Source organism: Roseicyclus salinarum (genome assembly GCF_029624655.1).
GTDB classification, from domain to species: Bacteria; Pseudomonadota; Alphaproteobacteria; order Rhodobacterales; family Rhodobacteraceae; genus Roseibacterium; species Roseibacterium salinarum.
Map to the genome: position 1 here is coordinate 1 of NZ_JARRSA010000042.1, position 24,404 is coordinate 24,404.

Sequence of the window (24,404 nt, forward strand, 5' to 3'; positions counted from 1 at the left end):
AGCGCCAGCGCGGGACGTGCCGCCGCGCGGTATCCGCAAGCGGTGAACCGGCATCTGTCGCGGCTGCGCCGGCCGAGCGCCCGCTTCGACGGTGCGGCGGTGATCGCCTTCACGGTCGGCCCTGGCGGCGGGCTTGCGGCGCTTGGCGTGGCGCGATCGTCGGGGAGTGCCGAGTTTGACGGGCTCGCGCTCGAACATCTCAGGCGCGCCGTGCCATTCCCCGACCCGCCGCCGGGCGCGCAGTTGAGCTACAGCGTCACCGTCCGGGGCCGCTGAGGCCCGGACCGGACGGCCCCTCCGTCAGACGTCGCAGTCGAAGAAGCCCCGGTAGCCCACGGCAAGCCGGTCCTCCAGCGCGAAGATCAGCTCGGCGTCGCCGCGCCAGTCGGCGTCTGCCGCCTCGCGCACCGTCATCGTGACGCCTTCGGCGCCCCAGACGCGGGCGCCCTGCGCCTCCTGCCGTTCCAGCGGCACGAGCACGCCGTTGAGGTTCATCAGCGCACCGTCCTCGTTGGTCCAGAGCACCGGATCCTCGGCGCGCACGCGGCGGAAGCCGCAGTCGACCGCGCCCGTTTCGGCATCCGTGGGCAGGTCGTCGAGGCCGATGGGCGCGGGATCGAGCCTTGCGTAGAGCAGGTTGTCGAGCGCCTCCTGAAGGGTTCCGACGCGTGCCGGCGGATCCTCGTAGATCTGCCCCGTCTCGCCGTTGCGGCCGATGTCGGCCAGAAGGTAGCGCATTTCGGAGATCTCGCGGTTCTGGGCCAGCACGATCTCGCGCGCGAGCTTCTCGACGCGCGCGTCGCTCAACTCCGAGCGGGACGCCGTCATGATGGCGATCGAATGGTGCGGGATCATCGCGGACATGAACGAACGGTCCTGCACGGTCTCCTGGCTACGCACGAGCCAGAGGGCGGCCGCGAACACGACGACCGCGCCCGCGAAGATCGCGGCGTTGACGGCCCGGCTGGAATACATCGACAGCATGTATCCCAGCATGACGAACGCCATCGCGGCCCCCATCAGGATGGCCATGTAGAGGCGCGTCTCGCTCCAGAAGAGATGCTCGAGCGCGTAGGTGTTGAGGTACATCAGCCCGAACATCACGACCGTCGAGGTCAGGATCATCGCACCGAACCGCCAGTAGGACATCGTATCGCTCCTTTCGTCATGGGGCTTCCGCGCGTGTGGCGGAAGCTCCGCGTCGGAAGGATCAACCCGGTCGCGGGGGCGCGTGTTCCTTGACGGGCCCCATTGCGCGAAGGAGGGCGGGGCACGAAGCCGGACCGGGATCGTCGGTGCCACATCGCGCCGGGCCGGGTCGCCGAGACGCGTCGGAGCCGTGCGGGTGTGCCTGCTTGCCGGGAAGGACGCCGGTCTCCGCGTCCGCCCTGACGCTTGCGCGCGGGCACGCGGCCGGCCGGTCCGCGCCGCCGCGAAGGCCCCCGGCCGTCCGGCGCATCCTGTGCGCTTGGCCCGTTCCGACGCGGTGTCGTTCAGCGTCGATTCCGGGTCCGGGTCCGGTTCCGCGTCCGGGTCCGCGACCGGCGGCAGCGCCCGCGCGGCGCCGCGAGGCGCGCTCGGGCACGCCTGGGCCGACCCGGCGCATGCCGGCACGGCCAGGACCGCAAGGGTCCGGTCCCTGGCGACGACGCAGGGATCGGGCGGGAGGCATTGATGTTCAGGGGTAAATGGTGCCGCAGGGGAGGATTGAACTCCCGACCTCACCCTTACCAAGGGTGCGCTCTACCACTGAGCTACTGCGGCCTGCCCTCGTGTCGGCGGTGGATTAGTCGCAATCCCTGCACGACGCAAGCGCAATCTGGACGCCTCGGGCGGTGCACTGTAAGAGGGCGGACATGACCGACAAGGCGCAAGCGAAGACGCCGAAACCGGCGGGGAAATCCGAGCGAGAGGCGCGGCTGAAGGCCGCGCTCAAGGCGAACATGGCCAAGCGCAAGGCGCAGGCGAGAAAACGCGCGGCCAAGGACGGGGGCTGAGACCCCTCCGAACGCGCCGCGCCACAGGCAGGGGCAGACAGCATGGACAGGATCGTCGTCACGGGCAACGGGCCGCTCTCGGGGCAGGTCCCGATCGCGGGCGCCAAGAACGCGTGCCTCACGCTGATGCCCGCGACGCTTCTCAGCGACGAGCCGCTCACGCTGACCAATGCGCCGCGCCTGTCCGACATACGCACCATGTCGACGCTGCTGCAGTCGCTGGGCGCCGAGGTGTCGTCCCTGAACGAGGGGCGCGTGCTGGCGATGTCCTCGCACGGGCTCGACAGTCACACCGCCGATTACGACATCGTCCGCAAGATGCGCGCCTCGATCCTCGTGCTCGGCCCGATGCTGGCGCGCGAGGGGCGGGCCGTCGTGTCGCTTCCGGGGGGATGCGCGATCGGCGCGCGGCCCGTGGACCTGCACCTCAAGGCGCTCGAGGCGATGGGCGCGGACCTCGACCTGCGCGACGGCTACGTCCATGCCGAGGCGAAATCCGGCCTCAGGGGCGCGGTCTTCGAGTTCCCGCTGGTGTCCGTGGGCGCGACCGAGAACGCGCTGATGGCCGCCACGCTCGCCAAGGGCACGACGGTCCTGAAGAACGCCGCGCGCGAGCCCGAAATCGTCGACCTTGCGCTTTGCCTCAGGGCGATGGGCGCACGGATCGAGGGCGAGGGCACGGGCGAGATCACCATCGAGGGCGTGGACCGCCTGCATGGCGCGACGCACGCCGTCGTGGTCGACCGTATCGAGCTTGGAACCTACATGCTCGCGCCCGCCATCGCGGGGGGATCGATCGAGCTTCTGGGCGGGCAGTTGTCGCTTGTCGAGGCCTTCGCCGAGCGTCTGGACGCCGCCGGCGTCTCGATCACCGAAACGCCATCGGGCCTGACCGTGTCGCGCCGGAACGGGCGCGTCGGTGCCGTGGACGTCGTGACGGCGCCTTTCCCGGGCTTCCCGACCGACCTTCAGGCGCAGATGATGGCGCTGATGTGCTTCGCCGACGGGGTCAGCGTGCTGGAGGAAAGGATCTTCGAGAACCGTTTCATGCACGCGCCGGAACTCATGCGCATGGGCGCGCTTATCGACGTGCATGGCGGCACCGCCCGCGTGACGGGCGTCGAGCGGCTGAAGGGCGCGCCGGTGATGGCGACGGACCTGCGCGCCTCGGTCAGCCTGATCCTTGCGGGCCTCGCCGCCGAGGGAGAGACGGTGGTCAGCCGCGTCTATCATCTCGATCGCGGCTACGAGCGCGTCGAGGAGAAGCTGTCGGCGGTGGGCGCACGGATCGAACGGGTGAGCGGCCATGACTGAGGATGCGCGTTTCGAGGATGCGGGCGAGGGGCCGGTCGCGCTCAGGGCGCTAGACGGCGAGGACCTCAAGGTGATCGCGGCGCTGGTGCAGGACGCGGTCTTCCCCGCCTCGGAGATGTCGTGGGACCGCAAGCGCCGGCGCTTCGCCCTGCTTCTGAACCGCTTTCGCTGGGAGGTTGGCGGAACCACGCCCGAGCGCGTGCGCTCGATCCTCGTGATCGAGGACGTCACCCGCGTGGCGAGCCAGGGGATCGCGCGCGGCGACACGGACCTCGTCCTGTCGCTTCTGACGCTGGAGTGGGAGGCAGGCGAGGACGGCACGGGCCGCGTCACGCTCGTGCTTGCGGGAGACGGCGCCGTCGCCGTCGAGGTCGAGGCGTTGGAAGTCACGCTCAGGGACGTCACCAGGCCCTATGTCGCCCCGTCGGGCAAGGCGCCGGGCCACCCTGACTGAGGGGCGGCCCGGGCCCGGGCGGTCATCGCCCTCGGTCGGGGCGGGTCATTCCTGGATGGACTCAAGGTAAAGGGCGAGCGCGAGGATGCGGCCCCGGACCAACAGCTCGTTCTCGTAATGCGGCCCCGCGCCCGGAGGCGCCTCGGCCTGCGCCTCGGCGGCGAAGCGGCTGCCCCAGACCGGCATCGGAAATCCGTGGCCGCGGATGCCCGTGCGCCCGTCGATCACCTGGATCACGTGCAGGAGCGGGAATTCGCCGTCGTTGCGCTCGGAGATCTTCGTGAGATCGGGCACGTCGACTGTCAGCAGGGGCGCGATCGGCCCGTCGCCCATGGCGCTTTCCCCGTGGCACGAAGCGCAGTAATTCATGTATTCCTGGGCGCCGGCGCTTTGCGCGGACGCTGCGGCCGTGCCGGCGAGAAACGTCGCCAGGACGGTCACTCCCCTCAAGATCCGTGTCATGCTGTCCTCCTCCTTCGCGAGCAGTCTGTCTGTCGTGGTCGCCCGCACCCGTAGGCGCTTGCAGCACCGATGATATTATCAGGGTCAATTGTTCCCAATAACGTGGATCAAGCGGCGACGTATGGGCGCTTCACCCGGCGGCGGATCGGCGCTAGAGGGGGGCGCCAATGCTGCGTGATGCGAGGACAGGGACGATGCCGGTATTTCTCGACAGCCGGGAGGCGGATTTCGAGGCGCGCTTCGCGGCGCTTCTCGAGATGAAGCGCGAGGACGCACCCGAGGTCGACGACACCGTGGCCGCGATCATCGCGGACGTGCGCGCGCGGGGCGATGCGGCGGTGATCGAGCTGACCGAGCGCTTCGACCGGCTGTCGCTGACGCCCGCCACGATGGCCTTCACGCGCGAGGAGATCGACGCGGCGATCGCGACCGTCCCCGCAGCCGAGCGCGACGCGCTGGAGGCCGCGGCAGAGCGCATCCGCGCCTACCATGTCCGCCAGCTCCCCGGGGACGCGCGCTGGACCGATCCCGAGGGGGCCACGCTGGGCTGGCGCTGGACGCCGGTTTCGGCGGCTGGGCTCTATGTGCCGGGCGGGCTTGCGTCCTATCCCTCGAGCGTCCTGATGAACGCGATCCCGGCACAGGTCGCGGGCGTGCAGCGACTGGTGATCTGCGCGCCGACCCCCGACGGGGTGGCGAACCCTCTCGTGCTGCTGGCCGCGCGGCTTTCGGGCGTCGATACCGTCTACCGCATCGGTGGCGCGCAGGCCGTGGCGGCGATGGCCTACGGCACGCGGACCGTCACGCCGGTTGACAAGATCACCGGCCCCGGCAACGCCTACGTCGCCGCCGCGAAACGGCGCGTCTTCGGCAAGGTCGGCATCGACATGATCGCGGGTCCCTCCGAAATCCTCGTGATCGCGGATGCCGACAACGACCCCGACTGGATCGCCCTCGACCTCCTCAGCCAGGCCGAGCATGACGAGAACGCGCAGTCGATCCTGATCACCAACGACGCGGCGTTCGGCAAGGCGGTGGCCGAGGCCGTGGACAGGTGTCTCGAGACGCTGGAGCGTCGTCACATCGCCGGGCCCTCCTGGGCGGGCTACGGCGCCGTCGTCACGGTGCGCGACCTCGACGAGGCTGCCGCCCTGTCCGACCGTATCGCGCCCGAACACCTCGAGCTTTGCGTGGCCGACCCCGAGGCTCTCCTGGAGCGGATCACCCACGCGGGCGCGGTGTTCCTCGGCCAGTGGACGCCGGAGGCCATCGGCGACTACGTCGGCGGGCCGAACCATGTCCTTCCCACCGCGCGCTCGTCGCGGTTTTCGTCAGGGCTTTCGGTCCTCGACTTCATGAAGCGCACGACGCTTGCGCGGATGACGCCCGAGGCGCTTCGGGCGATCGGCCCGGCCGCCGAGACGCTCGCGCGCTCCGAAAGCCTCGAGGCCCACGGCCTGTCGGTCCGGGCGCGGCTTGACAAGTTGAACCGCTAGCCCGGATCGGGCAAGGCTTGGCGGCAAGGCCCCCCTTTCGGGGGCGTCAGAGGGGGATGTGATGACCATGCATATCTGTCACATCGACATAGACACCGACGGAATGCCTGCGCCGACACCCGAGATCGAGCAGGAACGCAAGGTCGCCGTCTTCGATCTGCTGGAGCAGAATTCGTTCGTCCTTCCCGCGCGCGAGGGGCGCGAGGTGCCCGAGGGGCCCTATCGCCTGACGCTGGCGATCCGCGAGAAGCGGCTGGTCTTCGACGTGGACACCGAGGACGGGCGCAAGGCGGCCGAGTTCCACCTTTCGCTCAGCCCGTTCCGGCAGGTGGTGAAGGATTACTGGCAGATCTGCGAAAGCTACTACAATGCCGTGAAACGCCTTCCCCCCAGCCAGATCGAGGCCATCGACATGGCGAGGCGCGGCATCCACGACGAGGGCGCGCGCATCCTCGAGGAACGGCTCGAGGGCAAGGCGGTGGTCGACAGGGACACGGCGCGGCGCCTGTTCACGCTGATCTGCGTCCTGCATTTCGGGGGCTGAGCGGCATCGTGGCGCGGGACTTTCCCCAATCCGTCCTGTTCTGCTGCGACCACAACTCGACCCGTTCGCCGATGGCGGAAGGGCTGATGAAGAAGTTCTACGGCCACCGCGCCTACGTCCAGTCGGCCGGCGTCAAGAACGAGCTGGAGATCGACGGCTTCGCGGTCGCGGTCTGCGCCGAGATGGGCGTCGCGCTGGAGCGCCACCGCGTGCGCAGCTTCGACGAGATGCAGGAATGGGGCGACGACATCTCGGGCTTCGACCTGATCGTCGCGCTCTCGCCGGCCAGCCAGCGCCGCGCGCTGGACCTGACGCGCCATTCCCACCTCGACGTCGAATACTGGCCGATCCTCGATCCCACCGGCCTCGGCGACACGCGCGAGGCCAAGCTCGCCGCCTACCGGCAGGCGCGCGACCAGATCATCAAGCGGATGACCGACCGTTTCGGTCCGCCGTCAACCGAGCAGGGGCAAGGCGCATGAGCGATGCGATGGACAGGGCGCGGGACGTGGTCTCGCGGTATTACGCGGCCTTCAACGAGGGCGACGTCGAGGCGATGCTCGCCTGTCTTTCGCCCGACGTCGCGCATCATGTGAACGAGGGCGGCGTTCGGACCGGGACCGCGGCCTTCGCCGCGTTCTGCGCCCACATGAACCGCTGCTACGAAGAGCGCCTGACCGACATCGTGGTGATGGCAAGCCCCGATGGCAGCCGCGCCGCGGCCGAGTTCACCGTCAACGGCCGGTATCTCGCCACCGACGAGGGCCTGCCCGAGGCGCGCGGCCAGAGATACGTCCTGCCGGCCGGCGGCTTCTTCGGCATCGAGGACGGGCGCATCGCCCGCGTCGTGACCTACTACAATCTCGCCGACTGGGTGCGTCAGGTCTCGGCATGACGCTTGCGTTCCGGGACTTTGCCGGCCGCGCGATCGCGGAGGTCGTGGACGACCTCGCCCGGCTCCGGATCGAGGTCTTCCGCGACTGGCCCTACCTTTATGACGGCGATCACGCCTACGAGCGGCGCTACCTGTCGCGCTACGCACGGGGCGAGGGCATCGTCGTCGCCGCCTTCGACGGCGGCCGGATGGTCGGCGCGGCCACGGGAATGCCGCTGATCGATCACGCCGACGACTTCGCCGCCGCCTTCGAGGGCACGGGCATCGACATGCGCGACGTCTTCTACTGCGCGGAGTCGGTCCTGCTCCCCGAGTTCCGGGGGCAGGGGGCTGGCCATGCCTTCTTCGACCGGCGCGAGGCCCATGCGCGGCGGCTGGGCTTTTCCCGCATGGCCTTCTGCGGCGTGGTCCGGCCCGCGGACCATCCCTTACGGCCCTCCGGCGCGCGCAGTCTCGACGCCTTCTGGCGGGGTCGCGGCTACGCGCCGCTTAAGGGCGCGGTCGCAAGTTTCCGCTGGCGCGACATCGGCGCGGCGGAGGAGACGGCGAAACCGCTCCAGTTCTGGACGAGGTCCCTGTGAGGATCGCGGCGGCGGCATATCCGTTGAGTGTCCTCGACACCTGGGCGGCCTGCGCGGCCAAGACGCGCGACTGGGTCGCGGAGGCCGCGGGGCAGGGGGCGGAGCTGCTCGTCTTTCCCGAATACGGGCGGATGGAGCTGGCCACGCTGGACGGGGCGGCGGCGGCTGCCGATCTGGAGCGCAGTCTGCACGCGGCCGCGCGCTGGACCGAGCGCGCGAACGACCTGACCGCGGAGCTCGCGCGCGAGTTCGGCGTTCACATCCTCGCGCCCTCGGGGCCGGTCTTCGACGCCGATGTCGCCGGGCGCGCGCGGCCGGTCAACCGTGCGTCTTTGTATGGACCCCGGGGCCTTGTCGGGCACCAGGACAAGCAGGTCATGACCCGCTTCGAGCGCGAGGCGTGGAACGTCGTGCCCGGTGGGCCCTTGCGCGTCTTCGACACCGCGCTCGGGCGGATCGGCGTGCTGATCTGCTACGATGCCGAGTTTCCGCTGCTTGGCCGCGCGCTGGTCGAGGCGGGGGCCGGGATCATCCTCGTGCCGTCCTGCACCGACACGCTCGCGGGCTACTGGCGTGTCAGGGTGGGCGCGATGGCCCGCGCGCTCGAGGGGCAATGCGTCACCGTGCAGTCGCCGACCGTCGGCGCCGCCGCCTGGTCGCCCGCCGTGGACGAGAACGTGGGCGCGGCGGCGGTCTACGGGCCTGCGGACCTCGGCTTTCCCGCCACCGGCGTCGTGGCCGAGGGCGCGCTCGGTGCCCCGGGCTGGGTTCTTGCCGACATCGACCCCGAGGCCGTCGCCCGCGTCCGCCGCGAGGGGGCCGTGTTCAATCACGCGCACTGGCCGGAAAGCGCCGTCCGCGCGACGGTTTCGGATGAAACGGCAGATTTGCCTTGAAAAGCGTGGAGACGGGGCGCATTTAGCCTCCACCTGCGCCCCCCGGACTTCGGGCTCGTGTGGCGCGATCAATATGGAGTGACCATGGCCAAGGAAGAAATGCTCGAATTTCCTGGCGTCGTGAAGGAACTCCTGCCGAACGCGACGTTCAGGGTCGAGCTTGAAAACGGCCATGAGATCATCGCGCACACGGCAGGAAAGATGCGCAAGAACCGCATCCGTGTCCTGGCCGGCGACAAGGTTCAGGTGGAAATGACGCCCTACGACCTGACCAAGGGGCGCATCAACTACCGTTTCAAGTAGAACGTGCCCCCTCGGCTCATTCTCGGCTCCGGCAGCCCGAGGCGGCTGGAGCTTCTGGCCGTGCTCGGCATCGTGCCCGACGCGGTCTGCCCGCCCGACATCGACGAGACGCCCCGCAAGGCCGAGCTTCCGCGCCCCTACTGCGCGCGGATCGCGGCCGAGAAGGTCGCCGCTGTCGAGGCCGGGCCGGACGACATCGTGCTGTGCGCCGACACGACGGTGGCGATGGGCCGCCGGATCATGGGAAAGCCCGCCGACGCGGCCGAGGCCGAGGCCTTCCTCGCCATGCTGTCGGGCCGGCGGCACCGTGTCTTCACCGCCGTGGCCGTCAGGCGTGGCGCGAAGATCCGCGAGCGCGTGGTGGAAAGCAGGGTCCGCATGAAGGTTCTCGCAGCGGACGAATTGCGCGGCTACATCGCCACCGGCGACTGGAAAGGGAAGGCCGGCGGCTATTCCATCCAGGGGCCCGCGGGGGCGTTCATCCCGTGGATCTCGGGCAGCCACAGCGCCATCGTGGGCCTGCCCCTGGCCGAGACGGCGTCGCTTCTGTCTGCGGCGGGCCTGCCGGTCTGGAGCGCGGCATGAAGGGGCGTGTCGTCCTTCTCGACGTGGTGGCGGGCCAGAAGGCGGCGGCGCTGATGGTCGATGGCCGCCTCGAGGACATCGTGATCGACGATCCGGGCGACACGCCGCTGCCCGGCGCCGTGCACCGCGCCGTCGCGGACCGTCCGCTGAAGGGGCAGGGCGGCGTGACCCTGACGCTCGGGCATGGCGCGAAGGGCTACCTGCGCAACGCCAAGGGCATCGCGCCGGGCGAGAAGATGATCGTGCAGGTCTCGGCCGCGGCCGAGCCGGGCAAGGCCGTTCCGGTGACGCCCAAACCCCTGTTCAAGAGCCGCTACGCCATCGTCACGCCGGGCGCGCCGGGCCTCAACGTCTCGCGCCGCATCCGCGACGAGGCCGAGCGCGACCGCCTGCTGGAGGCCGCGCACGAGGTCATGGCGGGGGCCGCCGAGGACCACGGCCTGATCCTCAGGAGCGCCGCCGAGGGCGTCGATGAAGTGGCGCTGGCCGAAGACGTCGCCGCGATGCGCGACCTCGCCGCGGCGGTGATGGCGGACGCGTCGGGCGGGCCGGAACTGCTGGTCGATGCGCCGGACGCGCACCTGCTGGCCTGGCGCGACTGGTCCGACCCCGACCCCGACGAGGTGATCGAGGCCGAGGGCTGCTTTGCCGATCACGGCGTCCTCGAGGCAATCGACGCCGTCCTGTCGCCCGCCGTCGCGCTGTCGGGCGGAGCGCGCGCTTTCGTGGAGCCGACGCGGGCCCTTGTGGCCGTCGACGTGAACACGGGCGCGGACACGTCGCTGGCGGCGGGGCTGAAGGCGAACCTCGCGCTCGTGCGCGAGCTGCCCCGGCAACTGCGCCTGCGCGGGCTTGGCGGGCAGATCACCCTGGACCTCGCGCCGATGCCCAAGAAGGAGCGTCTGGGCTTCGAACAGGCGTTGGCCCGCGCGTTCCGTCAGGACGGCGCCGATGTCGTGCTGGCGGGATGGACACCGCTCGGCCATTTCGAGATCCAGAAGAAGCGCGACCGCTTGCCTCTTGCCGCGCTCTGGCCCGAGGGAGCCTAGGGAAGGCGCGCGAGCAGGTCGGGCGAGGGCGTGCCAGTGACGCCCAGCCCGCGCGCCCGCTGGAAATCCCGGATCGCGGCTTCGGTCCTGCGCCCGATCACGCCGTCGGCCGTTCCCGCATCGAAGCCTGCCGCCGACAGCCGCCGTTGCAGCTCGCGCCGCTCGTCCTGCGTGAGGCCGGTCGCGTCCGGCCCGAAGGACCGGGCGAGGGGGCCCCCGCCCGCCAGCCGCGAGGCCATGTAGCCCACTCCGATCCCGTAGTTCGTCGACGGATTGTAGCGCAGGATCACGTCGAAGTTGGGAAAGAGGATCCATGCGGGCCCGTTCGCGCCCGCGGGCGCATGGATCGCGGCAGGTCCGTGATCGGGCAGGACCCCGCCCGAGGCCGGCCGCACGCCAGCCGCGCGCCATGCCGACACCGCGCGCCGGGTGTCTCGCCCCGCCAGGCCCGTGTCGAAGCCCTCGGGAAGGATCACCTCCATCCCCCAGGGCGCGCCGCGCCGCCAGCCGCGCTGCACGAGGTAGTTCGCCGTGGAGGCCAGCGCGTCGGTGGGGTCCTCGCTCCAGATGTCGCGCCGCCCGTCGCCCCTGAAGTCCACGGCGTAGGCCTGGTAGGTCTCGGGCATGAACTGCGTGTGACCCATCGCCCCGGCCCACGAGCCCGTCATGCGCCGGGGCGCGATGTCGCCAGACTGAACGATGCCGAGCGCGGCCAGAAGCTGCGCCTCGAAGAAGCGCCCGCGCCGCCCCTCCCATGCCAGCGTCGAGGTGGCGGAGATCACCGGGATCTCGCCGCGCTGCGTGCCGAACCGCGTCTCGACGCCCCAGATCGCGGCCACGATGTCGCCGGATACGCCGGTCGACGCCTCGATCTCGCCAAGCGTCCCGCGCACCGGCCCGACCCGTGCCCGGCCAAGCGCGACGTCTTCGTCGGAGGCGACGAGGGCGAGGTAGTCCTCGGTCGTGCGGCGGAACTCGGTCTGGTTGCGGTCGCGCTCGATCACGCCGGGAAGGAAACCCTGTCCGGCGAAGCCCCGCGCGAGCGTGTCTGCGGAGATGCCGCGTGCCATGGCGCGCTCGCGGAAGGCCGCGACCCAGGCGTCGTATGCGGGATTGGGCTGCGGCCGGAACCCCGCGCCGGGGTCGCCGTTCGAGGCCGGGCGAGGGCCGATCACGGGCATACAGGCCTGCGCGGCGCTGGCCGCGGCCAGGGTCAGTGCGGTTCTGCGCGTGATGCCCATGCCGGCCTCTCCATGGTTCGTGGGGCCCGGCCTATCACAAGGCTGCGGACGCCGTCACCAGTCTTGCCGGCCTCCACGCGGTGTGCCGCGCAAGGCGCGCGCGCGACTGCGCTTGTGCCCCGAAGGCCGGGCCGCCGCGGGCCGAAGGGGTTGCGGCCGCTGCGCCCGACATGCGAGTTTGACGGTCTCCACCAGCACCGAGGACCTCCATGGCCTGCCCGATCTGCTCCAAGTCCGCCGTCGCGCAATACCGTCCCTTCTGCTCGCGCCGCTGCGCGGATGTCGACCTCGCGCGGTGGCTGAACGGCAGCTACGCGGTCCCCTCCGAGGACCCGGAGGATGCCGAAGAGGTCGACGCCGCCCTCGCCGAAGCCCGGCCCACAAGACACTGAGCCCAGGCCTTCGCGAAAATTGCGGAAGGGCTATGGACAGCCTGTCGCGAAGGCCCTAGAACGCCGCGAATACGCCCCCGATCGCAAGATCGAACGGCCCGTTGCCCGGGTAGCTCAGGGGTAGAGCAGTGGATTGAAAATCCTCGTGTCGGTGGTTCGATTCCGCCCCCGGGCACCATACAAACGCTTGAAATTACTGAATTATTATTCTTGAGTAGCTCAGGGTTTGACAGATTTATTGAAGGGTTTGACAACTTTTGATCGGCGTTCGTTCTCCTTTTCCAGTGTTTCCATCGTAAGCCGATTGCGATCTGCAAGGTTCGCGGAGCGGGAGTAGTGGCGAGCCATCGACGGGGTTTTCTGGCCTAGGAGGTCTGCAATTTGGCGTTCCTCAAGCCCCGCCTCGCGTAGCGTCGTGGCCACCGTATGCCGCAGCCCCTTGAGCGTCAGGCCCGTTTGCACAACGCCTTCAGCTTCCAGCTTCTTCTTGAAGCGGTGCCAGACCGTCGAAAAGCCGTTGTAGGTCCAAGGCTTCCCGGTTGACGTAGCAAGGATCGTCATCGCGTCGTGGGCCGGTGCCACGTCGAGAGCCGTTTGCAGCGTTGGGCCGATGGGAATTGCGACCTCGTGCCCTGTTTTCCCTCGGACGCCCCAGATCGTGTTCCCGTCGATCTGGCGACGGGTCAGCTTGAGCGCGTCGGAGGGGTCAAGGCCGGTGTTCATTATCAGTGCGAGCGCTACGCGGACGTGGGGCAAGGCCCGATCCAGCACAATGGTGCGCTCCTCGACCGTCCAAGGCCGGTTGGCATAGGGGCGATCTTTCGGGCGCGGCTTGGGAATGACTCCTGCCGCGTAGTCCCGGTCAATCAGGCCGCGCGGAATGGCGTAGCGAAAAACTTGGCTCAAGAAGGTGCGGACCATATTTGCCCGACGCCATCCGATCTTGCCTGCCGCCTTGTCATGTATGCCTGCCACAAGGGGCGTAGTGATCATCGAAACGGGCGTGTCGCGGATTGGGTGCAAGAAGTCAGCACACTTGCGATAGTCGCGCTTGGTGGCGTTCGCCAGATTACCAAAGTGCTCAGTCTGGAAATAAACATTGATCAGCCCGCCAAGTGTTCCCGGCTTTGGGGCTTGCGCCTTCCTGGCCTCGGCAATCGCCGCAATGCGGGCGCATTCAGCGAAAAACTCAGCCGATCCTAGCGGGGTCTTCGCCAGGTCGATCTTGTGGCCCGTGGCGCGATGATAGCAGCGCGGTTTCCCATGCCGATCATCGAATATCTTGAAGCCCTTTATCCTGATCCGCGTCACTACAGCTTGCCAATAATGGCGTCTTGCGTCGCCATCTCAGCCCCTTCCTTTAAAGCATCAATCCACTTGTCCAGGTCGCGCTTGTCCCAAAGGATCGTACCGGGGCGCATCTCTACCGGCTGCACCGGGCAGGCTGCCTTGAAGTGCTTGACAGGCAGGCCCGTGTAGTCCGCCGCCTCAGACTGACTAAGCATCCGCTTTTCGATGACGCAGATGTTGAGGTTTGCGTTGCCCATCAGGGTGCCCAAATTCTGAGTTCTGATTAACTCCGGTCAATCATCTTGTTTCGTCGTTCCGGCTTCGTTCTTAAGCCTGCGCCCGATTTCATTTCGGATGCCAGCTACGTCGAAGGCCATTTGGACAAGTACAGAATGCTCTTCATACTCCGGAGGCGAGGTCCCGGTTTCTTGAACTATTGGTGTTTTCCCTTGCTCGCTGTACCGCGGAACTTTCAATTCCCTGGCGTTCGGGAACGCATCTAGTTTCGTCCTAAGGGCACACGCGATTTCACCTGCCACTCGCGCCGGAATGTCTTGTTCGATTAGGCGCGCAAAAACGAACAGCGCGACAATGTCGTCCCGCCTGAAGGTTCGGGTGCCGCCCTTCCGAACAGCTGGCGCACAGGGATAGCGGCCCGCCGCAACCGCTTCATTGAACCGCTGCTTGTCAATACCCGCCGCCTGACAAGCGGTGGAGCTTGGATACAAGATCGAAACGGCCATCGGATTACCTCCACCTATTGCGTTGGACCATAGGACAACCTATGTAGTTAGGCAATAGGTTATTGTGCCCGTGTCTTGTTGAGGGAGGGATGGAGGCCACAGACGCTACAGAGGCTCTCCTCCATGATCACGACAGATACTGGAATAGATGCACATGGGCTGTATTGACATGACGGCGATGGCCAAGTCCCTCGAGGGTCCGAAGCAGTACATCAAATGCTTCCACCAGCACGTGCCTGTGTACTCAGGTGAGGAAGCGAAGCTCGACGCTGATAGGAAGCTCCTCGCCGCCGCACGGAAGGCGGAGAACAAGCTTCTGGATCGCTGTGAACTTGAGTTCACCGACCCAAAGAAGGGCCCTAAAGCAAGATACAACTACCTCAGCTCACTACGGTGCCTGCAGGCCAAGATGCTTGAGGTCAACGGGTGTCGCGAGCTCCGGCAGCGCCTCTCACTTCGGCAGATCATCGAGGCTTCGGAGAAGTACCACATCCTGCTGAAACTAGATGAGCCGGTCCGCCTCTCCCGGATACCTAAGTCATCAGGAGTCGGGTGGCGCACCATTCAGAGTTTCGGTCCGGTGGCGCGCGGAGCGCAAGGCATGATCGTCGCGTTGCTTGGCATGGCCTACAGCCCTGCCCCGTTTCAATTCACCCGCCCGGGCGTCCATGCAGCCATACAGGAGGCGCTCAGGCTCATCACAGAGGAGGGTTACTCATGGGTTAGTGAGTTAGACATCACAGGCCACTACCAGGCCTTTACCATGCAATCGTTGATGAGCACCTTGCCACTCCCCAAAGGGGCGATACGAGAAATCGTGATGGCATCATCAGCAAACAGAGACGCATCAGCAATCCCCCCTGTATATAGGGAGAACATCCTTCATCAAGCCTCGCTCGGCATCCCGCAGGGCAGTGCAGCTTCAACGGTCGTGGCCGAGTGGAGCGTCAGCCATCTCAACTTGATCACGGCAGAAGACGTCGCCCTGATCAACTATGCCGACAACATGTTTCTGTTCGGCAAGAGCGCTGAGGCTCTGGCGTCCGCACTTGAAGCCCTGCGCGCGGCAATCGCTGCGCTGCCGGGCGGGGCATTCCTTACCCATCATGGAAAGGCGCAGCATGGCGTCATCCAACCCATCGAAGCTGGTTTCCGCATGCTTGGGTGTGAGATCACCCAGACGAAGACCGGCATCAATGTGGAGCCGACCAAGGAGAGCCTACAGGAGTTCGAAGGGTTCTTCTGGATCCAGTCGCAGGCCATCGCCGCAGAACTCTTTGCTGCGAAGCAATTGAAGGACCAGGTCTTAAGGCTTCAAGGCATCCAGAGTTTTCTTCGGCTCCGCAGCTATGCCAATGGCTGGCTTGCAGCGCACGCGGTGTGCACCGACATCCCGATGATCAAGGGGGATGTACGATATAAGATCGACGCGTTGGCGCACACCTTTCAGTTTACACCGACGGAACTGAAAGCGGCGGCCGACGCTTCGACTAAAATCAAGTATTATCCCACCTCTCAGGTCGCGGCATACTGAGGAGAATCCAGTCTATTCCCTCTCGACGGCGGCCACGTGGCGAAGCATGTCCTCATTCAGCTCCGTCGCGTCATGTCCAAAGTGCGCGCGGCGGTGGCAGTTAGGACAGAGCGCGATCACGAACCGTGGGTCATCGGGGCCGCCATCAGTCATGCGCCGGATATGGTGCGCTTCCAGATATGGCCGGCCATGCGGTGTCGTGAACGGCGCGGGCTCGTTGCAGTGCTCACACTGCCCTTCTGCTCGGGCGAGCACGTAGTCGCGGACCACCCTACTCCGCTCGAAAAGGCTGGCCTTCCGCTCTGAGCGCCCAGGAGCGGCTCTGGCAGCCTATAGCGCCCGTCTCCGCAGCTCTGCTAGGGGTTCGCTAGGGGGAGCGCTGTCGTCGGCCTCTGCGGCCTCTGTGAGGGCGCTGAGCGGCCTGAGCTCGAAGACGATGGCGGAACGAGCGTTGCCGTCCGTGTCAGGCGCTTCTTCCGTGTGATGCCCCTCGCAGACGTAGGCGCCCTCAAACCGCAGACCTTCCTTGGTCTTGCTGAAGAGGAGCAGATCGCGACCATTCTCGACGTGGTCCCGGATGTGCCTGTTGCCGCGCGCCATCTCCATGTCACCGCGCTGGCCCTCGCCAAAGTACTCGAAGACGCCATCCGGTCGTTGGCGATCGCCATATCCGTGCGCGGTCCCCGCATCACCTGTTATGACGATGATGAGGTTGTGGTTAGAGGGAGTGATGATGCCGCCCTGGCGTTGCCCATCAAAGCGCTCGTGGATGTCTCGACGCCGATTGTAAGTGCGACCAACCTCGAAGCCCCAGGCCATTAGACTATTCCCTTCAGATCGAGCGCCCAACGCAGGGCACGACGCGTGGCAGCAGCACAGCTCATCGCTCTCGGATTTCCTTGAATCTTCTTGGGATCAGTAAAGGACCAGGGTGCAGCGATTTCAACATGATAGAGAGATGCGATGCGTTTCGTTCACCGCTATTCTTTGGGACCGTCAGAGGGTCGCGGTTACGCACGCCCGAGATGGCCCGAAATCCTCAAGATTCTGACCCATTTGGGCGGCAGGATGCGAAAGGCTTCGGCAGACGCAGAAAAGATGAAGGTAGCTCATGCCATTCTCTCCCGAGCAGCTTCAACAGATCAGGCTTGGCATTGATCGCGCACTGATCTCTAGCGCTCTCAACGACTGGGAAAAGCAGTTCCTGACGGATATGCGCGCGCGCCTCGATCGCACGGGAGTCAAAACGCGGCTGACGGATAAGCAGTACACAAAGCTACTCCAGCTGACAGGCAACTCTCGGCCGAGTGCCCGCTCCGCTAGAGGTTCCGTTGCGGGAGCGAGCGGGGCGAGGCAACCTCTTCGATCAAACCCATCAAGTCATTCGCCGGGCCGAGTTTCATCACCAAGGCGCTATGGATACCGGACCAACAGAAGGTCGTGGGTAGCCCGTCGGGTCGACAGAGGAACTCGCCGGCTCGCCGCCTACCTTGCCATTGGAGGCATACTTGCGCTGCTTGGGCTGTTCGGAGGAACCGAGGGCCAGCGCAGCGGCTCAAGCTCTCCGTTGGGTGGTTCGTCCGTGGCAACATCCTTATCTGCGGAGCCTGCCAGGATCATCGCAGCCGGTGATGTGCGGGTAGTGGATGGCGACACCGTGTATGTCAGCGGCATCCCGCAACGCATCCGCCTCGTCGGCTTCAACACCCCAGAGAAGTTTAGCCCTTCCTGCAATCGGGAATTGCAGCTCGGCGACCAAGCAACGGCGCGCCTTCAGCAGCTTCTCAACACGGCGGAGCAGGTTAGCTTCGAGCGCGTCGCATGTGCCTGTCGGCCAGGAACAGAGGGCACAGACGAGTGCAACTTCGGCCGGCTATGCGGAAGCCTTTACGTTGATGACCGTGACGTTGGGGATGTACTGATTTCGGAGGGTTTGGCCGCACGCTACCAATGCGGTCGCTACAGCTGTCCACCACCGCCTGGAAACTGGTGCGGCTGATTTCAAACCCTGAGCCCGAATGCGTCCCACTTTTGCCAGTATTCCATAGGACTCGGATATAGCATCGGCTTTTGCGATGCCGTTGCTTGGCGCGGAGGTTCTCTTGGGCTGGCGTTTCAGAAGAAGCATTCGGATCATGCCGGGAGTCCGGCTCAATGTTTCTAAGTCAGGGTTCAGCACTACGATTGGTCGACGCGGCGCATCCGTGAACGTCAGCAAGCGTGGTATCTACGGCACTGCGGGAATTCCGGGAACCGGATTATCCTATCGAGCCCGGCTAGACCAGCCTGCCGAAACAAAGGCTCGATCACAGAAGAAGCTGAAGCAAGGGATGCCAGACGAGCTGCATTCGCCCGTCGGAAAACAGCGTGCGGTCAAGGTTGGAGAGATCGACACCGACGTTCTTAACAAGACCGAGCGTCCAGTTGCGGTGAATGATGCCCCCAGTGCACTGAAGGGATGGTTCTCCCGGGGCGTTCGCCGACGCCGTGTCAGCTTCGTGCTGGGGAGCATCGCCGTCTGGATCGTCGGTCTAATGATCATGGCGATCGCGGTTGTGCCAGTTGGACAGGCCGAACTCGGCACGCTGCAGGGTTGGAGGCTGTTCCTTATGCTAGCAGGAACGGCCTTCCTTTTGGCTGCACAAGCGGCCTTAATGATCCAACGTTTCAGAGACATTGGGGCCCCTGGATGGGGTGGTGCGGTGTCAACGTTGATCATTGTAGGTGTTTTGCCCGCCATGGCACTGCTGGCAATATTGCTCCTTTCGCTATGGCCGTCGCGGAACCGGTCGGGTTTATGACCTGAAGTCAGTGCCGCCCCGACAGGGTGGGAGCGGCCTTCAAGTAGGTCCTACAAATCAACCGCCAAACGACTCCACCTGGTAGTCCGTTCGCCACCTTGAGTTTCGAGTTCTCGACAACCACGAACTCGATGAACGTCCGCCCTTTTTCCGGAGCCGTCGTGGGCAACCAGAACCAGGGATGACCGGAGTGCGGACCAAGCGGTCGTCAGAACGCGTTCTGCTTCCGGCCCTGACCTGCCGCTCGAGGGCCGGCCCATCGCTGCAGCGCAGCTACCGCGAACCAATCATTCGTGGCCACTTGCAGCATGGTCTGGCAGCCCAAGGTCAGCAGTGCGGACTAACCGGCCATTGATCTAGCCGAAGCTAAATTCGCCTTCTCGAATACCTGCATCTGCCGCAGGTGCCTCGCGAACCGCTTCCTGTTTCATCCAGTCGGCGGACAAATCGATTTTCCGGATCAACGACGCAACATGGGGCGTTGCTTGCGGGCGCTTTGGTCGGTGGTGATGGCCGTCGTCGCAGTCGATGTAAACAGGCGCACCCGCTCCCTCACACGACGGCCCAAGAAAACGACCGCTCTCAAGTGAGAGAGCGGTCAGCTACGAGGTCAGCGAGAATACCTTGGTTTATGGAAAGGCGGCGAACCGCCTGTCCAGTCTGAGGTCAGGTCACGGGGAAAGCCCCCTCAGAACGAATAGGCTACGTTCACGCCTACAGTCGTTACCTTGAAGTCATTGCCTTCGAAGTCTCCAAAATCATCGAAAGCGTGATGAAGGACTTCGCCGCCGACAGTCACATTGTCCGTAACACGGTAGTCCATGCCGATGCCGTAGAAGTGACCATTGCCATCGGCATCAACATCTCCGTCTAGGGTCACGTCGAGCATCGCGTGTCCAGCCGTTGCGTAGATCAGGGCTGCCCCTGCATCATAACCCACTTCCACACCCAGGCGCGTGAGGTAGTTGTATTCGAGGCCGAGCGTCGGGCCACCGTCGATGTCGAAATCGCCAGAACCATGCATGTAGTCAAACTCGACACCCGCAACAATGTTTCCAAAATCATATCGGTAACCACCAAATACGCCGTAGGGCATGCCGTCGAAGTCGGCCGTATTCCGGAAACCCTGATCTTCTCCATGCAGGAAGTCCAACTGCACACCAGCATAGAACCCAGTCCAGTCCGGCTCCACCACTGGCGCCACAGGGACGACCGCAGGCTCAACGACGACCGGCTCGGCCACCCCACCAGCAAGCACGGAGGTGGCGAAAAGAGCGCCCATCAGCGATGAAGCGGCAGCTCTTGCGACATATTTCATGGTGAGCTCCATGCAAGAACAGTTTCGATATTGGATTTTGGTATAGTTCGAGAATGTGCAGCAGAACAGGCTCCAGAACTAAAGGTGCTCTAAGGTTCGTCGGAGTGTTGCATCGCGACATCATTTCTCGATGCAGCTTTGCGATCATTGGTTATGGCTGAAAAGAGATCGCGACCACGGCCTTCCCGGAAGAATGGAATTGAACGGCTCACCGTTTAGGGGACACAAATCAGACCGACCACTCCTTCTGTACTTTCGTCATCCGATAGGGCCCACTCATGTCCGCATGACGGGGAGCTTGAATCACGCAGCTCATTCTAACTCAAAGAAACGTTTACGGGCCCCGACACTCGGGCTATCCGCCCATACAAACTTCCGCTGGAGCACAGGATGCAAGCGATTTCTTTGTCCACTTCGGGCTCGAAGCCGCCTTGCGGCGGTGCGGCAGGGGGATCAGTCTGCTCAAGATCACACGGCGGGACGCGACTTCGGCGCCTCGCTGACGCCCCGAGCAGACGACCGGGCGGACCGTCACACACAATCGGGGCGACGGTCCGGGCGCGGTGACGGATGTCATGGATGACGGGCGAACGCCAAGCCGTGACCGGCCCGGACGAGCTGGAACAGGAGGAACCCCGCCGGCCCGAACAGGAAGGTCACGGGCAGGCACGGCGCGACCGACCAGAACGGCTGACCCTCCTGCCGCCCCCGCCGGCAGATCCACGCGCCGATCAGAAGGTCGAAGGCCAGGAAATGGATCCATCCCGCCATCAGGGCATCGCCGTGCGAGAAGAGCGCGCTCACCTCCGCGAAGCTCCCGAAGCCGCCAGCCGGGGTGGCAAAGGCGAGAAGGATGACGACGTAGCCGACGGACAGCGCAGCAGGGACGACGAGACCCGCGATCCGGTCCGACCAGACCGGAATGAGCGGAGACAGCAAAAGCGCGGCCCAGCCGGCCATCGCCATCAGCCCGGCAAGCGAGAAGACCAACTCATGGTTCATGGGATGTCCTCTCGGAACCCGGTTGCGTGAGATCCAGCAGGACATGCGGTGTGCCATCCGATGTCCGCTCCTTCGAGTGACCTTCTGGGCCGACCTCGACCCGGATCCGCTTGCGCAGGTTCGAAAAGCTGTCGAAGCGGACCACGTCCACCGCCGCGTCCAGGTCGAGCACCAGCCGGAACCAGCCGCGTCGCAGTTGGTCTGCCGCAAGCACCGTCGCGGCGAAGGGCTGCGACAGGTAGCGCCCGGTCACCCGCCCGCCGACCTCCCAGCCTTGCGGCGGCCGGTCGCGCAACGCGGCGTGAAACGCGTTCCAGTCGCGGTGGCCGTGCCGTTGCGCGACCCGTTCCAGCGCCTGCGCGTGGCTGATCGCCTCGCCCCGTTCGGCGAGGGCGGCACGCAGGTGTCTTGCTTCCTGCTTCGCCTCCGGGATCGTCGGCAAGTCGCGTGTCATGCCCGCACCTCCACAGTCGTGGTGAAGAGACCCCAGCGCAGGGATTGCGTTCGGGCTACTTGCGCCAGGACGAGGCCGGTCAGCCCGAGAAGCAGAACCTCCGCGACCGGCGCGGCCAGCCAGATGCCCTTCTCACCCACCAATCCCGCCAGGGCGAACGTCAGCGGAATTGCGAAGAGATAGGGCTTGGACAGTCCCAGGATCGCCGCGCGGCCCGAATCGCCGATGGCCTGGAAATGCATGGCGATCATCATCAGCGGCCCGGCGGCGAAGAAGCCCGCCGAGATCATCGGCAAGATGCGCGCGACCTCTCCAATAACGACCGTGTCCGAGACGAAGGCCGCACCGATCGGCGCTGCGAACACAGTCATGCCGATCTGCAGCGGCACGCAATAGCCGAACGCCGCGATGACGCCCGTCCGAAGGCTCGCGTCGCTGCGTCGGAAGGCGCCCGCGCCGTAGTTGTTGCCCGTGATCGTCTGCATCGCATGGGCGAGACCAAGGAGCGGCAGGAAGGCAAAGGTGATCAGCGCGTCGCCAGCGCCACGATCAGCATGTAGAGCGGGAACATCAGCGTGACGGCGGCCAGCGCCTGCGGTCCCGCGAAATGCCCGAGGAACAGGGCATCGACCACGGCGAGCGCGCCGTTCGTGCCCATGACGAAGATGATGGGGAGCGCGGTACGCGCGTAGATCGGGCCGAGCGGCCCAATAAGAAATGAATTGGTCTGGGACGACATGACCCCGTTTTCCTTCCGGCGTGAGGTCGCGCAAGGACAGGAGGGGGCCCGCATTACCATCCGCGCGACAGGTGCCGAGGATGACGAAGATCGTGTCTGATACAGAACTTCACCGTGACAGGATGTCGGCGGGCGGCAGGCGTCTGTTGCCTTGGCGCCCCATAGATGGGCCTTCGCAGGCTTGTCAAGCGGGATGGCTCTTTCGCCCCACGCGCTCGGCAAGCCCACGCGCCAGCAAGTCGAAGACCACCCGGATGCGGCGGCTGGTCTGCAATTCCCGGTGCGTGACGAGCCAGATCGGGAACTCGAGGGAAGGGAAACCGGGCAGGACTTTCTCCAGTCCGGGCTCGGCGTCGGCGAGCGCTTCAGGAAACATGGAGACCCCGTAGCCTGCCTTCAGCAGCTCCCAGGCAACGATGCCGTTCGCGCTCGACATGACGAAGCTCTCGGGGCGGACGGGGACGCCCATGTTGTGCAGCGGGGCCATCAGGCGGTCCGGATCGGCGTTGCCGACGAAATCATGGTCGGCGATGTCGCGCGCCGTGCGCGGGCGGCCCGCCCTGTCGAGGTATTCCGATGCGGCATAAAGGTTGGCGCGGAAATCCCCTAGATGCCGTGCGATCAGATCCGGTTGTTCCGGCCGGACATGGCGGATCGCGATGTCGGCGTCGCGCTGCGTCAGGTTCTCCATCTCGCTCGACGCGAGGATGCGGACCCGGACGCCCGGCGCAGCCTCCCGCAAAGGTCTCAAGACACTTGGAAGCACCACGGCGGACAAGAGGTCGGTCCCCGTGACCGTGACCTCGCCGGAGGCGTCCTGAGACACGCCGTCGGCGACCATCGAGACCAGCGTTGCCGCCTCGCCCATCGCGCGGACGTGGTCGAGCAGGTCGCGCCCCGCTTCGGTGAGGGTGAGCCCCCGGACGCTGCGTTCAACAAGGGTCACGCCAAGCGCCTGTTCGAGACCGCCGATCTGCCGCCCGACGGTCGGCTGGGTCGTCTTCAGAACCCGCGCCGCGCCGCTGAACGAGCCTTCCTCTGCCGTCGCGAGAAAGGCGCGCACCTGGTTCCAGTCGAAGGAGATGGCCTGCCAGTTCATATACCAGCGTATAGCAGATGGACGGATTTCGGCAATCGACCAATCGCACACGCATGGCGATACCGCTCCCGACACCGGGATGCGAACCGCCGAAAGCTTCGGCGCGCCGCCCCGTCCATCTGAAAACAAGCTCTTCGACGGATCGACCCATGGCCACTCAACTCTTCTGGGACCGCATCGCGCCCAAATACGCCCGCAAGCCCGTGGACGACCCCGATGCCTACGAGGAAAAGCTCGCGCTCGCCGCGGCGCTCCTGAAGCCCGGCGATCGCGTGCTCGAGATCGGCTGCGGAACGGGCACAACCGCCCTGCGACTTGCGCCCAACGTCGCCCATTACACCGCGACCGACGGCTCGAGCGCCATGATAGGCATCGCCGATGCGAAGCTCGGCCCAAGCGCGCCAGCGAACGTCACCTTTCGCCACGCGGATGCGGCCGATCAGGTTGCAAGGGCACCCTTCGACGCGGTCCTCGCCTTCAGCCTGCTGCACCTTGTGGAGGACGTGCCGGGGGTTCTGGCAGCCGTCGTCGCACAGTTGAAACCGGACGGTCTGTTCCTTTCAAAGACAGTGTGTACGAAGGCCGCCGCCTGGCCGATCCGCGCGATGATCCCCACGCTGACAGCGCTGCGCATCGCGCCGCGCGTGACGCCGATGAGCGAGGCGGACCTTGTCCGACATCTCGAGGACGCAGGTTTCTCGGTCGAGCGCACGTTGCATCTGAACAAGAAACGCATGAGCCCGATCATCGTCGCGCGCAGGTTCTCCTGACGCCGTCATAACCGCCCTTCTGAAAGACCCAAGCATGACCTCCCTCAGTCGTCACGAATGGGCATTCCTCGCCCTGATCTTGCTTTACTCCTTCATCCCTGCCGTGTTCGGCCTGCTCCGGTTGCCCGAGCTTCTCGGCGGCCCCATGATCATCCCGCCGAACCCACGCGCGGTGATCGATCCCTTGCCGATCGCCCTGCACATCCTTGGCAGTTCGATCTTCTGCCTCGTAGGCGCCGTACAGTTCCTGCCGAGCCTGCGGCGCGAACGTCCGGCTCTGCACCGGGCCCTCGGGCGGATCGTGGCAGCGGCAGGATGTGTCAGCGCGCTCACCGGGTTCTGGATGACGTTGTTCTACACCTTTCCTGATGCCTTGCAGGGACCGTTGCTATACTGGGCCCGTGTCACGCTCAGCCTCGCGATGGTTGTCTTCATCGTGTGGGCC

At 65.7% G+C, this 24,404-nt stretch carries 33 protein-coding genes and 2 tRNA genes; 20 read left to right on the forward strand and 15 right to left on the reverse strand.

Annotated features, from left to right (window positions below; all coding sequences use genetic code 11):
• Positions 1-276: TonB family protein (locus P6F26_RS18390; protein WP_278030164.1), on the forward strand; the 276-nt coding region annotated here is incomplete at its 5' end.
• 24 nt (positions 277-300) lie between these two features.
• Here P6F26_RS18390 and P6F26_RS18395 read toward each other — a convergent pair.
• Together P6F26_RS18395 and P6F26_RS18400 are read right to left on the reverse strand one after the other, a co-directional pair.
• Entirely contained in the window at positions 301-1,149 is an 849-nt protein-coding gene (locus tag P6F26_RS18395) for a DUF305 domain-containing protein (RefSeq protein ID WP_278030165.1), read from the reverse strand.
• A gap of 540 nt (positions 1,150-1,689) precedes the next feature.
• A tRNA-Thr gene (locus P6F26_RS18400) sits at positions 1,690-1,764 on the reverse strand.
• Between the two features lie 92 nt (positions 1,765-1,856).
• Here P6F26_RS18400 and P6F26_RS18405 point away from each other — a divergent pair.
• The 3 genes from P6F26_RS18405 to P6F26_RS18415 are packed head-to-tail and all read left to right on the forward strand — an operon-like array spanning position 1,857 to position 3,765.
• Positions 1,857-1,997 carry a hypothetical protein gene (locus P6F26_RS18405; protein ID WP_278030166.1) on the forward strand — a complete coding sequence of 47 codons (141 nt, stop codon included), beginning with the start codon at positions 1,857-1,859 and terminating at the stop codon, positions 1,995-1,997.
• A 42-nt stretch (positions 1,998-2,039) separates the two neighbouring features.
• On the forward strand, positions 2,040-3,311 hold the full coding sequence (gene murA, locus P6F26_RS18410) for a UDP-N-acetylglucosamine 1-carboxyvinyltransferase (RefSeq protein WP_278030167.1): 1,272 nt from the start codon (positions 2,040-2,042) through the stop codon (positions 3,309-3,311).
• Positions 3,304-3,765, forward strand: a complete 462-nt coding sequence (locus P6F26_RS18415) for a DUF2948 family protein (RefSeq protein ID WP_278030168.1) — start codon at positions 3,304-3,306, stop codon at positions 3,763-3,765. Before murA ends, P6F26_RS18415 begins: the two co-directional genes overlap by 8 nt.
• A 45-nt stretch (positions 3,766-3,810) precedes the next feature.
• On the opposite strand, the gene P6F26_RS18420 is transcribed toward P6F26_RS18415, so the two are convergent.
• Positions 3,811-4,227, reverse strand: a complete 417-nt coding sequence (locus tag P6F26_RS18420; RefSeq protein WP_278030169.1) for a c-type cytochrome — start codon at positions 4,225-4,227, stop codon at positions 3,811-3,813.
• Positions 4,228-4,421: 194 nt separating this feature from the next.
• Here P6F26_RS18420 and hisD point away from each other — a divergent pair, with 194 nt between their 5' ends.
• The 9 genes from hisD (at position 4,422) to P6F26_RS18465 (ending at position 10,576) form a co-directional block, all read left to right on the forward strand.
• Positions 4,422-5,723 (forward strand): histidinol dehydrogenase, encoded by a 1,302-nt coding sequence (hisD, locus tag P6F26_RS18425; protein ID WP_278030170.1) that lies wholly within the window; start codon positions 4,422-4,424, stop codon positions 5,721-5,723.
• A 61-nt stretch (positions 5,724-5,784) separates the two neighbouring features.
• On the forward strand, positions 5,785-6,267 hold the full coding sequence (locus P6F26_RS18430) for a UPF0262 family protein (protein WP_278030171.1): 483 nt from the start codon (positions 5,785-5,787) through the stop codon (positions 6,265-6,267).
• 8 nt (positions 6,268-6,275) lie between these two features.
• Entirely contained in the window at positions 6,276-6,749 is a 474-nt protein-coding gene (locus P6F26_RS18435) for an arsenate-mycothiol transferase ArsC (protein ID WP_278030172.1), read from the forward strand.
• Positions 6,746-7,162, forward strand: a complete 417-nt coding sequence (locus P6F26_RS18440) for a ketosteroid isomerase-related protein (protein ID WP_278030173.1) — start codon at positions 6,746-6,748, stop codon at positions 7,160-7,162. The genes P6F26_RS18435 and P6F26_RS18440 overlap by 4 nt, the downstream gene beginning before the upstream one ends.
• Positions 7,159-7,743 (forward strand): GNAT family N-acetyltransferase, encoded by a 585-nt coding sequence (locus P6F26_RS18445; protein WP_278030174.1) that lies wholly within the window; start codon positions 7,159-7,161, stop codon positions 7,741-7,743. The genes P6F26_RS18440 and P6F26_RS18445 overlap by 4 nt, the downstream gene beginning before the upstream one ends.
• Complete coding sequence (locus P6F26_RS18450; protein WP_278030175.1) at positions 7,740-8,639, forward strand: carbon-nitrogen hydrolase family protein; 900 nt, start codon at positions 7,740-7,742, stop codon at positions 8,637-8,639. Before P6F26_RS18445 ends, P6F26_RS18450 begins: the two co-directional genes overlap by 4 nt.
• A gap of 84 nt (positions 8,640-8,723) precedes the next feature.
• On the forward strand, positions 8,724-8,942 hold the full coding sequence (gene infA, locus P6F26_RS18455; RefSeq protein WP_011455993.1) for a translation initiation factor IF-1: 219 nt from the start codon (positions 8,724-8,726) through the stop codon (positions 8,940-8,942).
• Positions 8,943-8,945: 3 nt separating this feature from the next.
• Positions 8,946-9,527 carry a Maf family protein gene (locus P6F26_RS18460; RefSeq protein WP_278030176.1) on the forward strand — a complete coding sequence of 194 codons (582 nt, stop codon included), beginning with the start codon at positions 8,946-8,948 and terminating at the stop codon, positions 9,525-9,527.
• Positions 9,524-10,576, forward strand: a complete 1,053-nt coding sequence (locus P6F26_RS18465; protein WP_278030177.1) for a ribonuclease E/G — start codon at positions 9,524-9,526, stop codon at positions 10,574-10,576. The genes P6F26_RS18460 and P6F26_RS18465 overlap by 4 nt, the downstream gene beginning before the upstream one ends.
• Here the strand turns inward: P6F26_RS18465 and P6F26_RS18470 are convergent.
• Positions 10,573-11,817 carry a lytic murein transglycosylase gene (locus P6F26_RS18470; protein WP_278030178.1) on the reverse strand — a complete coding sequence of 415 codons (1,245 nt, stop codon included), beginning with the start codon at positions 11,815-11,817 and terminating at the stop codon, positions 10,573-10,575. The two genes, P6F26_RS18465 and P6F26_RS18470, sit on opposite strands and share 4 nt — an antisense overlap.
• 209 nt (positions 11,818-12,026) lie before the next feature.
• Between P6F26_RS18470 and P6F26_RS18475 the strand changes: the two genes are divergently transcribed.
• Positions 12,027-12,209: a DNA gyrase inhibitor YacG gene (locus tag P6F26_RS18475; RefSeq protein WP_278030179.1), complete on the forward strand. Its 183-nt coding sequence runs from the start codon at positions 12,027-12,029 to the stop codon at positions 12,207-12,209.
• A 103-nt stretch (positions 12,210-12,312) separates the two neighbouring features.
• Positions 12,313-12,387 (forward strand) — tRNA-Phe (locus tag P6F26_RS18480).
• Between the two features lie 41 nt (positions 12,388-12,428).
• Here the strand turns inward: P6F26_RS18480 and P6F26_RS18485 are convergent.
• From P6F26_RS18485 to P6F26_RS18495, 3 genes are read right to left on the reverse strand one after another with little or no spacing between them, the layout of a single operon-like run.
• Entirely contained in the window at positions 12,429-13,520 is a 1,092-nt protein-coding gene (locus P6F26_RS18485; protein ID WP_278030180.1) for a tyrosine-type recombinase/integrase, read from the reverse strand.
• The gene (locus tag P6F26_RS18490; RefSeq protein ID WP_278030181.1) at positions 13,520-13,756 is read right to left on the reverse strand and encodes a hypothetical protein; all 237 of its coding nucleotides are present in this window, start codon (positions 13,754-13,756) and stop codon (positions 13,520-13,522) included. The genes P6F26_RS18485 and P6F26_RS18490 overlap by 1 nt, the downstream gene beginning before the upstream one ends.
• Positions 13,757-13,792: 36 nt before the next feature.
• Positions 13,793-14,242: a hypothetical protein gene (locus P6F26_RS18495; RefSeq protein ID WP_278030182.1), complete on the reverse strand. Its 450-nt coding sequence runs from the start codon at positions 14,240-14,242 to the stop codon at positions 13,793-13,795.
• A gap of 154 nt (positions 14,243-14,396) precedes the next feature.
• On the opposite strand from P6F26_RS18495, the gene P6F26_RS18500 reads away from it, so the two are divergent.
• Positions 14,397-15,776, forward strand: a complete 1,380-nt coding sequence (locus P6F26_RS18500) for an RNA-dependent RNA polymerase family protein (RefSeq protein ID WP_278030183.1) — start codon at positions 14,397-14,399, stop codon at positions 15,774-15,776.
• A 12-nt stretch (positions 15,777-15,788) separates the two neighbouring features.
• Here the strand turns inward: P6F26_RS18500 and P6F26_RS19715 are convergent, their stop codons facing one another.
• On the reverse strand, positions 15,789-16,046 hold the full coding sequence (locus P6F26_RS19715; protein ID WP_430736763.1) for an HNH endonuclease: 258 nt from the start codon (positions 16,044-16,046) through the stop codon (positions 15,789-15,791).
• A 60-nt stretch (positions 16,047-16,106) separates the two neighbouring features.
• Complete coding sequence (locus P6F26_RS18505; RefSeq protein ID WP_278030184.1) at positions 16,107-16,595, reverse strand: SRA domain-containing endonuclease; 489 nt, start codon at positions 16,593-16,595, stop codon at positions 16,107-16,109.
• A 394-nt stretch (positions 16,596-16,989) separates the two neighbouring features.
• Here P6F26_RS18505 and P6F26_RS19720 point away from each other — a divergent pair, with 394 nt between their 5' ends.
• Positions 16,990-17,775: a thermonuclease family protein gene (locus P6F26_RS19720; RefSeq protein WP_430736765.1), complete on the forward strand. Its 786-nt coding sequence runs from the start codon at positions 16,990-16,992 to the stop codon at positions 17,773-17,775.
• 103 nt (positions 17,776-17,878) lie between these two features.
• On the forward strand, positions 17,879-18,577 hold the full coding sequence (locus tag P6F26_RS18510) for a DUF4236 domain-containing protein (RefSeq protein ID WP_278030185.1): 699 nt from the start codon (positions 17,879-17,881) through the stop codon (positions 18,575-18,577).
• Positions 18,578-19,265: 688 nt separating this feature from the next.
• Here the strand turns inward: P6F26_RS18510 and P6F26_RS18515 are convergent.
• The 6 genes from P6F26_RS18515 to P6F26_RS18540 all read right to left on the reverse strand — a co-directional run bounded on the left by P6F26_RS18515 (position 19,266) and on the right by P6F26_RS18540 (position 23,264).
• A complete protein-coding gene (locus P6F26_RS18515) occupies positions 19,266-19,895 on the reverse strand; it encodes an outer membrane protein (RefSeq protein ID WP_278030186.1) in 630 nt (209 codons plus the stop codon).
• Between the two features lie 573 nt (positions 19,896-20,468).
• Positions 20,469-20,897: an ABA4-like family protein gene (locus P6F26_RS18520; RefSeq protein WP_278030187.1), complete on the reverse strand. Its 429-nt coding sequence runs from the start codon at positions 20,895-20,897 to the stop codon at positions 20,469-20,471.
• Complete coding sequence (locus tag P6F26_RS18525; RefSeq protein ID WP_278030188.1) at positions 20,887-21,351, reverse strand: glyoxalase superfamily protein; 465 nt, start codon at positions 21,349-21,351, stop codon at positions 20,887-20,889. Before P6F26_RS18525 ends, P6F26_RS18520 begins: the two co-directional genes overlap by 11 nt.
• Entirely contained in the window at positions 21,348-21,836 is a 489-nt protein-coding gene (locus tag P6F26_RS18530) for an MATE family efflux transporter (protein ID WP_278030189.1), read from the reverse strand. The genes P6F26_RS18525 and P6F26_RS18530 overlap by 4 nt, the downstream gene beginning before the upstream one ends.
• A gap of 41 nt (positions 21,837-21,877) precedes the next feature.
• Entirely contained in the window at positions 21,878-22,090 is a 213-nt protein-coding gene (locus P6F26_RS18535; protein WP_278030190.1) for a hypothetical protein, read from the reverse strand.
• Positions 22,091-22,274: 184 nt separating this feature from the next.
• Positions 22,275-23,264: a LysR family transcriptional regulator gene (locus P6F26_RS18540; protein WP_430736764.1), complete on the reverse strand. Its 990-nt coding sequence runs from the start codon at positions 23,262-23,264 to the stop codon at positions 22,275-22,277.
• A 74-nt stretch (positions 23,265-23,338) separates the two neighbouring features.
• Between P6F26_RS18540 and P6F26_RS18545 the strand changes: the two genes are divergently transcribed.
• Positions 23,339-23,959 carry a class I SAM-dependent methyltransferase gene (locus P6F26_RS18545; protein WP_278030191.1) on the forward strand — a complete coding sequence of 207 codons (621 nt, stop codon included), beginning with the start codon at positions 23,339-23,341 and terminating at the stop codon, positions 23,957-23,959.
• 34 nt (positions 23,960-23,993) lie between these two features.
• On the forward strand, positions 23,994-24,404 hold a 411-nt coding region (locus tag P6F26_RS18550; protein ID WP_278030192.1), incomplete at its 3' end, for a DUF2306 domain-containing protein.

Excerpts from the sequence above, each read along its gene's own strand:
- P6F26_RS18395 (WP_278030165.1), bottom strand. The coding sequence starts at position 1,149 with ATGTCCTACTGGCGGTTCGGTGCGATGATCCTGACCTCGACGGTCGTG.
- P6F26_RS18405 (WP_278030166.1), top strand. The coding sequence starts at position 1,857 with ATGACCGACAAGGCGCAAGCGAAGACGCCGAAACCGGCGGGGAAATCC.
- murA (WP_278030167.1), top strand. The coding sequence starts at position 2,040 with ATGGACAGGATCGTCGTCACGGGCAACGGGCCGCTCTCGGGGCAGGTC.
- P6F26_RS18415 (WP_278030168.1), top strand. The coding sequence starts at position 3,304 with ATGACTGAGGATGCGCGTTTCGAGGATGCGGGCGAGGGGCCGGTCGCG.
- P6F26_RS18420 (WP_278030169.1), bottom strand. The coding sequence starts at position 4,227 with ATGACACGGATCTTGAGGGGAGTGACCGTCCTGGCGACGTTTCTCGCC.
- hisD (WP_278030170.1), top strand. The coding sequence starts at position 4,422 with ATGCCGGTATTTCTCGACAGCCGGGAGGCGGATTTCGAGGCGCGCTTC.
- P6F26_RS18430 (WP_278030171.1), top strand. The coding sequence starts at position 5,785 with ATGACCATGCATATCTGTCACATCGACATAGACACCGACGGAATGCCT.
- P6F26_RS18440 (WP_278030173.1), top strand. The coding sequence starts at position 6,746 with ATGAGCGATGCGATGGACAGGGCGCGGGACGTGGTCTCGCGGTATTAC.
- P6F26_RS18445 (WP_278030174.1), top strand. The coding sequence starts at position 7,159 with ATGACGCTTGCGTTCCGGGACTTTGCCGGCCGCGCGATCGCGGAGGTC.
- infA (WP_011455993.1), top strand. The coding sequence starts at position 8,724 with ATGGCCAAGGAAGAAATGCTCGAATTTCCTGGCGTCGTGAAGGAACTC.
- P6F26_RS18465 (WP_278030177.1), top strand. The coding sequence starts at position 9,524 with ATGAAGGGGCGTGTCGTCCTTCTCGACGTGGTGGCGGGCCAGAAGGCG.
- P6F26_RS18470 (WP_278030178.1), bottom strand. The coding sequence starts at position 11,817 with ATGGGCATCACGCGCAGAACCGCACTGACCCTGGCCGCGGCCAGCGCC.
- P6F26_RS18475 (WP_278030179.1), top strand. The coding sequence starts at position 12,027 with ATGGCCTGCCCGATCTGCTCCAAGTCCGCCGTCGCGCAATACCGTCCC.
- P6F26_RS18490 (WP_278030181.1), bottom strand. The coding sequence starts at position 13,756 with ATGGGCAACGCAAACCTCAACATCTGCGTCATCGAAAAGCGGATGCTT.
- P6F26_RS18495 (WP_278030182.1), bottom strand. The coding sequence starts at position 14,242 with ATGGCCGTTTCGATCTTGTATCCAAGCTCCACCGCTTGTCAGGCGGCG.
- P6F26_RS18500 (WP_278030183.1), top strand. The coding sequence starts at position 14,397 with ATGGGCTGTATTGACATGACGGCGATGGCCAAGTCCCTCGAGGGTCCG.
- P6F26_RS18505 (WP_278030184.1), bottom strand. The coding sequence starts at position 16,595 with ATGGCCTGGGGCTTCGAGGTTGGTCGCACTTACAATCGGCGTCGAGAC.
- P6F26_RS19720 (WP_430736765.1), top strand. The coding sequence starts at position 16,990 with ATGCGCGCGCGCCTCGATCGCACGGGAGTCAAAACGCGGCTGACGGAT.
- P6F26_RS18515 (WP_278030186.1), bottom strand. The coding sequence starts at position 19,895 with ATGAAATATGTCGCAAGAGCTGCCGCTTCATCGCTGATGGGCGCTCTT.
- P6F26_RS18520 (WP_278030187.1), bottom strand. The coding sequence starts at position 20,897 with ATGAACCATGAGTTGGTCTTCTCGCTTGCCGGGCTGATGGCGATGGCC.
- P6F26_RS18525 (WP_278030188.1), bottom strand. The coding sequence starts at position 21,351 with ATGACACGCGACTTGCCGACGATCCCGGAGGCGAAGCAGGAAGCAAGA.
- P6F26_RS18530 (WP_278030189.1), bottom strand. The coding sequence starts at position 21,836 with ATGCAGACGATCACGGGCAACAACTACGGCGCGGGCGCCTTCCGACGC.
- P6F26_RS18535 (WP_278030190.1), bottom strand. The coding sequence starts at position 22,090 with ATGTCGTCCCAGACCAATTCATTTCTTATTGGGCCGCTCGGCCCGATC.
- P6F26_RS18545 (WP_278030191.1), top strand. The coding sequence starts at position 23,339 with ATGGCCACTCAACTCTTCTGGGACCGCATCGCGCCCAAATACGCCCGC.